Annotated in this window: 15 protein-coding genes; 2 read left to right on the plus strand and 13 right to left on the minus strand. The window is 25.5% G+C overall.

What is annotated here, in order from left to right:
- Window positions 1-121: 121 nt before the first annotated feature.
- The 10 genes from ACWJJ2_RS10360 to ACWJJ2_RS10405 all read right to left on the minus strand — a co-directional run bounded on the left by ACWJJ2_RS10360 (window position 122) and on the right by ACWJJ2_RS10405 (window position 7,465).
- Window positions 122-868: a LytR/AlgR family response regulator transcription factor gene (locus ACWJJ2_RS10360; RefSeq protein ID WP_216303208.1), complete on the minus strand. Its 747-nt coding sequence runs from the start codon at window positions 866-868 to the stop codon at window positions 122-124.
- A gap of 234 nt (window positions 869-1,102) precedes the next feature.
- Complete coding sequence (locus ACWJJ2_RS10365) at window positions 1,103-1,399, minus strand: hypothetical protein (protein ID WP_165413325.1); 297 nt, start codon at window positions 1,397-1,399, stop codon at window positions 1,103-1,105.
- Between the two features lie 27 nt (window positions 1,400-1,426).
- The gene (locus ACWJJ2_RS10370) at window positions 1,427-2,587 is read right to left on the minus strand and encodes an urease accessory protein UreH domain-containing protein (RefSeq protein ID WP_216303209.1); all 1,161 of its coding nucleotides are present in this window, start codon (window positions 2,585-2,587) and stop codon (window positions 1,427-1,429) included.
- 115 nt (window positions 2,588-2,702) lie between these two features.
- Entirely contained in the window at window positions 2,703-3,287 is a 585-nt protein-coding gene (locus ACWJJ2_RS10375; RefSeq protein ID WP_216303210.1) for a thioredoxin domain-containing protein, read from the minus strand.
- The gene (locus tag ACWJJ2_RS10380; protein ID WP_165413322.1) at window positions 3,277-3,558 is read right to left on the minus strand and encodes a hypothetical protein; all 282 of its coding nucleotides are present in this window, start codon (window positions 3,556-3,558) and stop codon (window positions 3,277-3,279) included. Before ACWJJ2_RS10380 ends, ACWJJ2_RS10375 begins: the two co-directional genes overlap by 11 nt.
- A gap of 18 nt (window positions 3,559-3,576) precedes the next feature.
- A complete protein-coding gene (locus ACWJJ2_RS10385; RefSeq protein ID WP_216303211.1) occupies window positions 3,577-4,455 on the minus strand; it encodes a PqqD family peptide modification chaperone in 879 nt (292 codons plus the stop codon).
- The gene (locus ACWJJ2_RS10390; RefSeq protein ID WP_216303212.1) at window positions 4,448-5,908 is read right to left on the minus strand and encodes a hypothetical protein; all 1,461 of its coding nucleotides are present in this window, start codon (window positions 5,906-5,908) and stop codon (window positions 4,448-4,450) included. The genes ACWJJ2_RS10385 and ACWJJ2_RS10390 overlap by 8 nt, the downstream gene beginning before the upstream one ends.
- The gene (locus tag ACWJJ2_RS10395; RefSeq protein WP_216303213.1) at window positions 5,883-6,629 is read right to left on the minus strand and encodes an ABC transporter ATP-binding protein; all 747 of its coding nucleotides are present in this window, start codon (window positions 6,627-6,629) and stop codon (window positions 5,883-5,885) included. Before ACWJJ2_RS10395 ends, ACWJJ2_RS10390 begins: the two co-directional genes overlap by 26 nt.
- 163 nt (window positions 6,630-6,792) lie before the next feature.
- Window positions 6,793-7,008, minus strand: a complete 216-nt coding sequence (locus ACWJJ2_RS10400; protein WP_216303214.1) for a hypothetical protein — start codon at window positions 7,006-7,008, stop codon at window positions 6,793-6,795.
- Between the two features lie 307 nt (window positions 7,009-7,315).
- Window positions 7,316-7,465: a cyclic lactone autoinducer peptide gene (locus ACWJJ2_RS10405; RefSeq protein WP_165413317.1), complete on the minus strand. Its 150-nt coding sequence runs from the start codon at window positions 7,463-7,465 to the stop codon at window positions 7,316-7,318.
- A 174-nt stretch (window positions 7,466-7,639) separates the two neighbouring features.
- On the opposite strand from ACWJJ2_RS10405, the gene ACWJJ2_RS10410 reads away from it, so the two are divergent.
- Window positions 7,640-8,242 carry an accessory gene regulator ArgB-like protein gene (locus ACWJJ2_RS10410; protein ID WP_220286767.1) on the plus strand — a complete coding sequence of 201 codons (603 nt, stop codon included), beginning with the start codon at window positions 7,640-7,642 and terminating at the stop codon, window positions 8,240-8,242.
- A gap of 197 nt (window positions 8,243-8,439) precedes the next feature.
- On the opposite strand, the gene ACWJJ2_RS10415 is transcribed toward ACWJJ2_RS10410, so the two are convergent.
- From ACWJJ2_RS10415 to ACWJJ2_RS10425, 3 genes are all read right to left on the minus strand, one after another.
- Window positions 8,440-8,655, minus strand: a complete 216-nt coding sequence (locus ACWJJ2_RS10415; protein ID WP_216303216.1) for a hypothetical protein — start codon at window positions 8,653-8,655, stop codon at window positions 8,440-8,442.
- 477 nt (window positions 8,656-9,132) lie between these two features.
- A complete protein-coding gene (locus ACWJJ2_RS10420; RefSeq protein WP_462953231.1) occupies window positions 9,133-10,464 on the minus strand; it encodes a sensor histidine kinase in 1,332 nt (443 codons plus the stop codon).
- Window positions 10,452-11,192: a LytR/AlgR family response regulator transcription factor gene (locus ACWJJ2_RS10425; RefSeq protein ID WP_216303218.1), complete on the minus strand. Its 741-nt coding sequence runs from the start codon at window positions 11,190-11,192 to the stop codon at window positions 10,452-10,454. The genes ACWJJ2_RS10420 and ACWJJ2_RS10425 overlap by 13 nt, the downstream gene beginning before the upstream one ends.
- A 266-nt stretch (window positions 11,193-11,458) precedes the next feature.
- Here ACWJJ2_RS10425 and ACWJJ2_RS10430 point away from each other — a divergent pair, with 266 nt between their 5' ends.
- Window positions 11,459-12,484, plus strand: coding sequence for a DUF3048 domain-containing protein (locus ACWJJ2_RS10430; RefSeq protein ID WP_216303219.1), 1,026 nt, complete (start codon window positions 11,459-11,461; stop codon window positions 12,482-12,484).
- Window positions 12,485-12,522: the final 38 nt, after the last annotated feature.

Consider the following 12,522-nt stretch of genomic DNA (forward strand, 5'->3'; position numbering starts at 1 on the left):
AATATTGATAAAAAGAATATAATCAAAATATTCTTCTTTTTTATATGCATTTTACATTTGCTTAGTTTATACGCAATATACAAGAAGGTATAAAAAGATAAATTCAACAAAAACAGATCTACTAGCATGTACACCGCTCAATCACCTCTTTTAACCCATTCTTAGAAATATAACATTGAATATTATTATCTAATTCTAAATAAGGATTGCCAGGTTCTTTATTTATACTTTTTATGTAATTTTTATTTACTATAGTAGTCTTGTGTACCTGAATAAAATTACTATCTAAAGAATTTTTCACTCCTTTTAAAGTGCCATAAAACTCTAGTCTATTATTAGCTTTATAAAGTAGTATTTTCTTAGTGCTTTTTATTGTTTCAAGGCAAACAATATCTTTTAATGGTATATTAAAAATTTGAATTCCAAACTTAATTTGCAATGATTTTTCTTCAATTTCTTCCTTATTCTTGTTTAATATTTTCGTTGCAATTAAAATACTTTCTTTTAACTGTTTATCAATATTATAATTTTTATCAATAAACTCTAAAACTCTTAGTTTATACTGAAAAACTTTAAATGCCATTTGTATGTGATTTGTCACAAAAATCATTTCACTTTTATACTCATCCAATCTCCTTATTTTTCCACCTAATGACAATCCATTTATTTCTTCATTCAAGTCGATATCCAAAATATATATTTTTTTCTTACCATAATTATTTTTAGTATATGTAATAGTATCCTCTGAATTATTAAAAGTTTTTATATTAAACTTCTTAAAGCTACTTTCATTATAAAACTGCTCCACTATATTTTTTATTTTCTCTAATGTATTTGAACAATCATCACATATTATAATATCAATCATAAAAAACCGCCTTCGTTTTAGTTTTTTCTATTAGTTCATGTATATTTCCCTTTAATTTTTCATCCTAAGTTATTCTTCAGCTCTTATTCTAAGATAAATATTTCTTAAAATAATAGAAATTAATATCAAAATAAAAAAGATGAGTAATCAATAATAATTAATGATTACTTATCTTTTTTAAAAGAAATTAGTTTATTATATTAATTAATAAAAATACACATCAAATATGTCATACTACAAGTAAATGCTTTTAGCATTTCCAATCTTCTCAAGAAGACGTTTCAAAATTAATGGAAATTCACCTAATTTTATCTCTTTAACGCCAATGTTATCTTTTTCTTGAAAAAAGTCTTCAATTTCATAATATATTTTTTTTGTAACTGCGCTTTTATGTAAAAAACAGGGTTCTGAATCATTGAAGTATTCAATACTTTGCTCAATAATAATATTCTCTGCAACTGGTAGTTTATAAAGATTACCCTCATATAAAATGCAATTATCATTATCTGTTATTTTAATATTTCTCGGCATTTAATAAACTCCTTTATATTTACTATATTAAATTATAAAAACTATAAATAAACAAAATAAGAACATCACTATTGCGGTTAATAGTTTTATTAAATACATTTTCTCTACAAGGAATGATGATACTTTGAACATATCAGTCCCTTTATCAATAATAAATACGATTATAATTGGTGGTATAATAAATACTAAATCATATAAGAATAAATAAGAAAAAGCCTTAAGAGAATAAATGCTATTTTTTTGTATCATGTAACTTATACTTGCAAGATATACTTGTCCTGTACATAAAAATTCTCCTAATGAAATAACTACACCTAATAAAAAACTTATAATAACTAATATTTTACCACTTTTATTTTCCAAAAATCTTTTTATTACATTGTGATTAAAACGTCTAACTTTTCTTGGGAGTTGATTTTTAATTTGTCCAAATTTTTCCTTTCTTGCTTTTAAAAAATCATTTACATTCAAATAAATAATTATAGCAGAAAACAATATAAATATTTCTTTCATTATTGTATTATATATTCCTATATTTATTTTAGATAGATATGTGTATAAGACTGAACCTATTAATAAATATGCTATAAATTTACCTAAAATAAAACTAAAACCAAGCTTCTTTATTCCAACATTTTTGACACTAATAAGTGAGAGAAAAAATAAGAGCATGGATATAGAGCATGGGTTAAGTCCATTAATAAATCCTGTAAATATAAAACCTAAAATATCATAATTGAATGAATTTGCATTTATCTGAATTCCCTCCAAAATAGGTGTTTCCTTAACCTTCTCATTCTCATTCTGTAATATTTCTCTTATTATAGACTTTATTTCAGACGGCTCTTTTATATATCTATCTGATACGAATATAATTGGTGCTCCTCCAGTCTCTTTATTTAACTTATATTCATTATTATATCTAACAAGCATCTCATAATTTTGACTTTTACTTATATCATATTTATATATCTTAATATTTTTATGTTCTTTCTGTAACTTATTTAGTTCATCTTCAAACTTATTGCATGTATTACAAAGAGGCACATTGAAATAAATCAAATTTAACTCATTAGTCTTTGCATGAATTGTGTCGACCATTAAGAAATTAATGGCAAAGAATATTATTAGTAAAAATAATATTCTACAGTATCTTTTTACTACTTTATTAATATTCATACTTCTCATATTTTAACCTCACTTGGATTATTTATTATTTCAATTTCACTATGAATATGATAAAGTTCCTACTATTTATTTACGATTAAAACATCTAATCATAATTCCACCACAATTTATTTTCCTAATTGGAGTTTAATATATCTTCTACAATTCTTTTAAATTCGTCTTTTTTATAAATACCAACCATTTTTTCATTACCTACATACATTGTTGGTATCGTATTAATCTTGAGATAGTCTATTTCTTTCTTTATTTCCTTGTTATCATCTTTCCTTTTATTATATAATTTCTCTCCTAAATATGACTTTAAGTACTGCTCTGATTTTGGACTAATATACTTTTCTTTTTCATTGAAGATCTTTCCAATCTCTTTATAATCCTCTGTACTAATTTTAGGAATATTTAAATGCATATTTTCATTAACAGTCTTAAATATTAAAACAACCTTCTTATTAGCTATGTATTCTAATAGGATTGGCTCAATATTTTCATTCATTTTTTTACAATCTGGACAATTAAAGTCCGTATACTCAATTATCTTAACAGGTGCCTTAATATCACCAAAAACAATTCCAGCATTAGATATAGTCTTAATATCATCTTTTTTACTTAAACCCTCAGATCTATTTATAAAAATACCCATAATCACTAATAGAACTAAACTTATTGTAATGACAACACATTTTTTCTTTCTTTTAAACTTCATTTTTCCTTAATCCTTTCAATAAAATATTAAATATTATTGATAAGACAATAGTCGCCAAAAATACAGCCAAAACTAATAATAAAAATGTAGTCTTTATATTAAACGTATAGCCATTGTTTCCAATTTTAAGAATCTCCATTGTGTTAAAAAGGATTTTACCACTTTTATTACCAAACATTTTAAGAAAGATTAAACTCATAGCAGTTATAGGTAAAATAATTATACTTAAAACAGCCGCTAAACCATATGTTTTTTCACTAATTTTTATCATATTAATCTCCCCTAGTATCTAAATTATTTTTTTATTGTATATCATTAAGAATATATAGTTAAGAATATTTTTACCATCACCTGTAAATGGTAGTAAATGTACTAATTGAATAACAAACATTCCCGCAAAAATATTGATATACACAGAATATTGCCACTCTTTAAACATAGTGAAACTAATGATGTACATTAAGACTCCTAAGATTCCAGGAATTATTGATCCTGATAAGGCTATAATAATATTGTTCTTAGAATTAGTTTCTGCCGGTCTTACAAATCTCACTCCCAATGGACTTACCCCTAAAAATCCTATATTTTTATTTTTCTTTTTTATCCATAAAGAATACATATGAGATAATTCATGTATGTTTGTGCTCAAAATTAATCCAACAAAAGCGATCAAAAATCCAAATGCTACTCCCGAAGCTAAACTATCACTAATTAAAACTACACTCAATATGTATAGAACTAATGTCCATATAAATAATATTCCTATTTTTTTAAAAATCACATTATTAATACTATTAAATACAGAAAAAAAGTTGCTGTTTTTTATAGTAACTCGTTCTTTATATCCTTTTTTATATTGTGCAATAAGATTTATAAATATTTTTTTTATCCTTATATTGGTGTCATACTTCCAGTTTAAAAGATAATTTTTATTTAATTCATAGAATAAATTATTTATATCATTATATAGAACATCATAATCGATCTTGATTTCTTTGTTTAAATATTCTGTAATCTCACTTACACTTTTAATTCCATCAACTAGTAATAATATTTTATAAGCCGTTTCATTTATTGGAATATCAGCATGTAGATTATGATCAAATATGTGATCTTTATTAATCTCAATATTTTGAGGTATATATGGTATTCTTTTTAATTTATTCATATTTTATCCTCCATTTGGCCACTAAATAAAAAGCAGTAAATAATATAATTGTAAGTACTACCGCCACAATTATCAAAGACATATTTGTTGTAATTATTTGATTTAATATAACTACTATAGGAATCATTGTAAAAAAGAGAATAAAAAAAGCAAATACACCCATATAAGGGTTCTTGTTATCTACTGGAATTAATATTCCTAAAATATATAATGATATTATTGAACTAATAACTATTGGAATGCTAATCAATACTTGATATATATCCATATCAATTCCTAGTATTATTATAGTTATAAGTAGAAATAAACCATATCCGATAATACATAATCCTATTGCCTTTGAAATCAACACCTTTAACAATTCAACCCCATTAGCTTTATACATTATAAAGTAATTATTTTCATTTCCAAAGGAGTTTAGCGCCAACATACTAGAAACTAAACTTACTATCCCTATTATCATAATATTCGGCTCTAAATTTCCCAATTTAAATCTTACTAAAATTGACAATAGCAAAAAAATTATTATATTTATGTAGTTTTCTTCATTTCTAATTTGAACTTTAACTTCTTTTATAATTAATGATCTATTAAACCCCTTTGACATAGGCAGAAATTTTAATATTTTAGAAGAGTTGTTATTCTGAACTTTTTCATAGCAAAATAAAGTGCTTAAAGCTAAAAATGCAGTAATTAAGATATAAATACTTATTCTTAAATAGCTTACAGAATTAAATGCTGCAACCTTTACTGATTTCATAAGAACTCCACTAATTAAATAAAGTATATTATAATCAAATTTAGTGTATGAAGATAAAATCCCTTCCACCGAAAAATTTTCTATAAAATAATAAAATACTGACATTAGTAAAATTAAAAGCGTTATAAGCTTTCTATAAGGGAGTCCAATCATAGATATAATAAATATACAAAAGTCATATATTATTGTATTTAAAAAGAATACAAAAGTAATTTGTATAATAAAAGCTAATATACTGGCTAGCAAAAAACCTCCCTGTAAATCATTCATAACCAATGAAGGTACAACTAATAAAGTATTTATAAACAATTCGCTGACAAATACAACAAAAAATATTGGAAGCTTGTATCCTAAATTCCTTTCGAATGTAGTAAGCGGAAACCAATTTAACTGCATTTCAAATTCACCGCGTTCTTGTATTACAGATTTCACCAATACAAATAGTGCCGTTGTTACCACAGAAATATTTACCAATATACCAGAAAACAATAAATATAGTGACCTAGTATCCCCATTCACAAACATTACTATTATAGGATTTACAACACAGTATCCTGCTATTACGGATAATAAGGTAATAAATAATAAAAATGAAATTACTCCTACAACCTTACTTTTAGTATTCAATATTTTTGCTAAACTTCTCTGCCATATTTTAAAAATTAATTTACAAATTATTAATGACTTCGTCAATTTTATCACTCCTACTTTTATCAAGAGATGCTTTAATAAAAACTTCTTCAAGTGAATTACAGTTATATTCTTTTTTTAATATATTACTAGTATTTTCTGCAACTTTCCTCCCTTTTGAAATTATTACAATTCTATCACTCAAACTATCAGCTAAAAGAAGATCATGAGTTGACATTAAAATACTTTTTCCATCTTTCAAAAATTTTCTCAACATTTTTTTTGTTGTTATTATCGATTCTACATCTAATCCTCTAAATGGCTCGTCTAACACCATCAATTTGCCTTCTAACATAAATGCTGCAATTAATTGAAGCTTTTTCTTCATTCCATGTGAATAATTTTTTATTATTTGCTCCATAGCTTCTGCCATATTATATATTTGTACAAGTTTTTTAATCTTTTCGTCATTTACATTTTGATACATTGATTTTACGAAGTTAATATATTCTTTACCTGTCAAAGACTCAATAAGTAATAGTTCGTCCGGTACATATGCAATATATTCTTTAAATTTCTTAGTATTATTTTTTTGACCGTATAAAGACAAAGTCCCTTTGGTTGGAGAAATAACTCCAAGTAAACAATTAATTATTGTAGTTTTTCCAGAACCGTTTGGACCAACAATTGAAACCAATTCTCTTTCTTTTAGTTCTAAATCAAAATTTTGAATGCCCCAAAAATTATTTGAATATTTTTTACTAAGGTCTTTAATTGATAACATAATAAAAGTTCTCCTCCCTAAATAGAATATTGTTTTTGTAAAATTTTATTTTGCAATCAACTATAAATTTAAATGAAACTTAGACAAGCTTATTATCCATTATAGGCTTGTCTAAGTTGAAGAATGATGCAATAAAATAGCTTTTTTATTGCATTTTATTCATTTAATAACATTCAAATTTGACTTTTAATCCCCATTCAATTATGCTATAATCTCCAGTGAAGCCACTGTAACCATTAGCAAGACACCACACTGACATACCTATGAACCATGTAACACCAATTACTAGTAATACTGCCATAAATACTATAATCCACGCTTGATCTTCAGTATATTCAACTGAAGTACAGTCAATTTTCGGACATAAATAAGTTTCCATACAACACCCCTTTTTTGTGGTATTGTCAAAAATATTAATCTATCTTTGACTTACCCAATTTTATTTTAATAATTTATATAAATAACTTGCTTCCAATTCAGGATTAGGTATTTTAGTTTCGCGAGAACTAAAATACCTAATCAAAAGAAAGGAACAAGATATCATCATGATTAATAATTCTTCAATTCAGTCAATCGTTTACATACAAAATAATTACTACCCTTATTCCTCTACTACCATATTATAAACCTTTAAGGGTTGTCCTTTTAATATTCTTACCTAAAATACAAACCCATACCAAATCTCTTTATAATTTTTTATCAACCTTATATAGTGATTTAGGCATCTTACATTCATTAAATGACCAAACTATACACATTGATGATGAAGCTTTCGCCACTGCCGATACACCAGAACAAGTTATTGAAGCTACTTTTTCTAATATTAAATTTTTCATTTTTCCACCCCTTATTATTAAGTTCTCCTATTGCTTTACTTGAATTACCATGATATTATTTTACCATATTGTGATTGCTTAATTCTACATTTTTTCCTAAGATGGGCTTTTTTGCACGTGAAATGTAATTAATATTAATTTTTATCAATAAATTATTGTTTAGGGTGGCGTTATATGAATATAAATGAAAAATTAAGCAACTTATACATGGAATTTGTCAAAAAAAATTTAGATAAGACAGAGGAAGAACTTGAAATACTCCATTATGGCACTCAAGTTATATTAATTAGTATATACAAATTGATTATTCTGTTTGTAACATCATATTTTCTTAAAGTATTCACCTATACATTAATAGCATTTATAGTTTTTGGCTTCCTTAGATCTTTTGCTAATGGCGTTCATGCAGACTCTAGCCTAAAGTGTATTTTTTTAAATTATATAATTTTCTTAGGAAATGTGTTTTTAAGTCTAAATTTCACTCTAAATAGAACTTCAATAATTATCTTATTTTTAATAAGCTTAATTTTAGTTGTTAAATATGCTCCTGCCGATACAGCTGAGCGTCCCCTTGTAAGCAAAAAATTAAGAAAAGCTTTAAAACTAAAATCTATCGCTGTTGTATTAATTTCGTGTTCAGTAAGTCTATTATTACCAAATTCAATTTATAAAAATATAATTATTTATTCCATCTTCCAAGAATCCTTTTTAATTACTCCCTTTGCCTACTTTATTTTCAGAAAACCTTATAATAACTATAAAAATCTGCAACTTTAAAGCACTAATTATTAACAATAATTAGTGCTTGTGTAAAAACGAAGTTATCAATACTAATATTTAAATATACATTATTATATTTTTAATTCTAAATATCCTTACAGTATCCAAATATAGATTATAAATAAATCTTAGACAAGCCTAATTATAAGCTTGTCTAAGATGTTGCAATAATAAAATAAATTTATTATTACATTTTATTTACATTCAAAATTGACTTTTAATCCCCATTCAACTATGCTATAATCACCAGTGAATCCCTTGTAACCATTACTAACACACCACACTGACATGCCTACCATCCATGTAACACCTACCGCTAGTAACGCTGCCATAAATACTATAACCCACGCTTGATCTTCAGTAACTTCAACTGAAGTACAATCTATTTTTGGACATAAATAAGTTTCCATAAGACACCCCTTTTTTGTGGTATTGTCAAAAATATTAATCTATCTTTGACTTACCCCATTATATTTTAATAATTTATATAAATAACTTGCTTCCCGCTCATGATTTGGTATTTTAGTTTCGCGAGAACTAAAATACCTAAACAAAAGAATGGAACAAGATATCATCATGATTAATAATTATTCAATTCAGACAATCGTTTACATACAATGTAATTATTAGTCTATTTCTATAGCACTAAATCCAAACTTTTAGCACAATCTTATAAACCCTTTTTCCTCAGTTCTTCTATCGATTTACTTGAATTACCATGACTTTATTTTACCATGTTTAATTATTTGATTCTACATTATTTCCTAAGTTGGGCTTTTTTGAGCGTGAAATGTAATTAATATTAATTTTTATCAATAAATTACTCTCTTAGACTTCTTTATTTTCAGAAAATCAAATAATGACTATGAAAATTTACAACACAAGAACTAATTATTAACAATAATTAGTTCTTGTGTAAAAACGAAATTATCAATACTAGTATTTAAATATACATTATCATATTTTTCATTCAAAATATCTTTAACAGTTTTTAAGCCTATTCCTCTATTGACGCCTTTTGTTGAAAAATTTTTCTCGTATATTTTATGAATAGATGCAGTATTTTCCGGGCAAGAATTTTTTATAATAAATGTAGTACTATTATTATTTTTATATACTAAAAATTCAATAAATTTGTTATCGCATAATATCGCAGCTTCTATTGCATTATCAAAAACAATTCCGATAATCCTACAGATATCTATTAAATATATTGACAATTCATTAACATCGTCCACAATCTCTATTTTGACTTTTATGTTTTTTGATTGAGCCTTAATAATTTTAGAAGAAAGTAGTCCTTTCAACGAATCAATTTTTATATGCATAAGTGATGTATAAGATCGATTCTTTTCCAATATTTTTTTACTTTCAGGCATTAATTCTTTATAATAGAATTCCTTCAACCCTTTTATATTTTCTGACTCAATATATGCCCCTATTGTTTGGAATATATTAATTTGGTCATGTCTAAAACTTCTTAAGTCATTTGAAAGATTTTCTAAATTTATAGTATATTCTTTAAGATGGGCCAATTCCTTTTCTCTGTAATCCCATTCTAAATCTTTTTTAATACTTTCGTTATTTGTATGAGTTAATATTAATATCACAATAAAATAGCTAATTATCAAAAAAAGGTTTAATGAAATAAAAAATTTATTAGGCTTATTAAATATCATTTTTAATGATAAAGAATAAGAATATATAGAAATAAGTGATATTACTACAGTGGAGACTAAAATAGAAATATTTTTTGATTTTATATTCAAAAAATTTTTAACATAGTTATTTTTTAAAACTTTACATGAAAATTTACTTAGAAAATAACATACTATTAAGATTAATAAAGCTGTTAATAATTTAATTTTAGGATTATTTAGTATATCACAATATTTAATTTTTAAAATAAAAACTAAGATAACCCCAGTAACTGCGTCTCCGAAAGCAAAAATTAATTGTATAAAAATAGAAATTAATAGAGCATAGTATACTTTTTTAAAAAGTATATATAAATATATACTCATTATTATTGTTGTAATAGGAATTATCAACTTGTTTTCATTATAATTATTCAATAATACAATTATAGAAAATAAAACACTATTAATAACTAAAAAGTTTTTTTTAGTTATTTCCATATAACTTATATTAATCATAATAATACCAAAATTTAATGCAATAATAAATATATATAATAACTCCATTATCATATTAAACATTTTTTAATTAATCCTTTTAGATATAATGCTGAACTATAGCAGATTTCATCATTTATCATATAGATAGTTTTATTTTTTTTATCAAAAAACTTAATTTTGGTGGTATTAACTATATAAGATCTGTGACATTTATAAAAATATGATGGTAATTTAGCTTCTAGATCCTTCATTTTTCCATAGAACTCAAAATGGCCATTAGTCGTATGGCCCCTTAATTTATGACCAATATCTGCTGTTTCAAAGAATAGGATTTCATTAAATAGAAAGTTTTCAATCCTATTCACTAGATTTATTGAAATGACTTCTTTTTCTTTAACATTAACATTTTTATAATTATTGTAGGCTCCACTTAAGCATTCTGAAATGCTGCTTTTAAGAGCCTCATCATCAAATTTTAAGATATAATCAAAAGCTCGTACTTTATATTTAAATGTCAAAAATGATAACTCAGCATGTGAAGTTATAAAAACAATATATCCTTTTGTATCATAATTTCTTATCTCTTTTGCAAGGTCTATTCCATTTGATTTAGTGCCTAAATCTACATCTAAAAAGTAAATAAAGCTTTTTTCTATGTTGTTCTTAAGATGATTAACTACATCTTTAGAATTATCAGCTGATAAAACTATCTTTAAATCAAGCTTTAAATCTATTAATTTATTTTTTATAATACATTCAATCTTTTCCCTTTGCATCTCATTATCTTCACAAATAATTATATCAAGCATTTTAGCACCACCTTAATAAGAATTCAAACTAAAACTTATAATAATATGACAATTTACATTATTATTATACCATTTCCAACAAAAAAACACTACATTGCTAATTAGTTACATGAGCTATGCCCGCGGTGGTTTTTATGAGCGAATTTAATCCTCCTATGTATTTTTAGTTTTTATATTATTCTATATACACGATATTTCGAATAGATTAAAATAGAGGAATGAATGTAATGACGTTTTCCTCTAAAATTAACTAAGGAGATGTTGCTTTGAAAAACAAATCTATACTATTATTTTGTATAATTATTTCCATAAGCTTTATTTCGCAGGGTTGTAGCAAAAAAGCTGAATCTATTGCTACGCCAAAGCAATCAAACCCTAAAAAAACAGAATCAGCTGTAAAGACCTCACAAAAGTACTTCTCTCCTTATACGGGTGAAGCGGTAAAAAAAGAACTATTAGATAATATTGCTGTGCTTGTGGTAGTAGAAAACTCAGTAGCTGCAAGACCTCAATCGGGTTTGAATGCTGCGGATATAGTTTATGAGACCATGGCTGAAGGTGGCACACCTAGATTCATTGCATTATTTCAAAAAAACAATGCTGAAAAGGTTGGACCAATTAGAAGTGCCAGGCCTTACTTCTTAGATATTTCAAAAGAATATAACCTGCCCTTTGCTCATTGTGGTGGAAGTTCGGAAGCTCTTGTTAAAATAAAAAATGAAAACTTGATGAGTATGAATGAAATGACACATGCTTCTACTTATTGGAGAGATTCGCTGCGAAAGACTCCTCATAATCTTTATACCTCCACAGAAAAATTAAGAGAACTTGTTAAAAGAAAAGATTTTGTCAAAGCTCCTACTGTAAAATTAAAATTTGACAAAGGCTATTGGGATAACGCTAAATCACCGAAAGCTATAGATGTACTTTTAAAAATAAACAAAAATTACAACACTGGTTACAATTATAAGGATGGGCTTTACCTCAAAAGCATGGATGGAAAATCATCAACTAATAAAGAGAATAAGCTTCCACTAGCATTTAAAACCATAGTGGTGCAAATCACCTCCATTAAAAAACAAGCAGATGGACAACATTTAGACATTTCTCTTGTAGGTAAGGGGGATGGTTATGTTATTAGTAATGGTAAATTTATAAAAATGCATTGGGCTAAAAAAGATGCCACTTCGCAAACACTTCTAACTGATGAGGGTGGTAATAATTTGCCATTAAATCCTGGAAAAACTTGCTGGAACATTGTAGATAAAAATACCATTGTAGATATTAATTAAATTATAAGGTTAGGCGAAAAAAAGACTTGCCTCGTATA

The sequence above is a fragment of the Clostridium sp. CM039 genome, assembly GCF_055081075.1.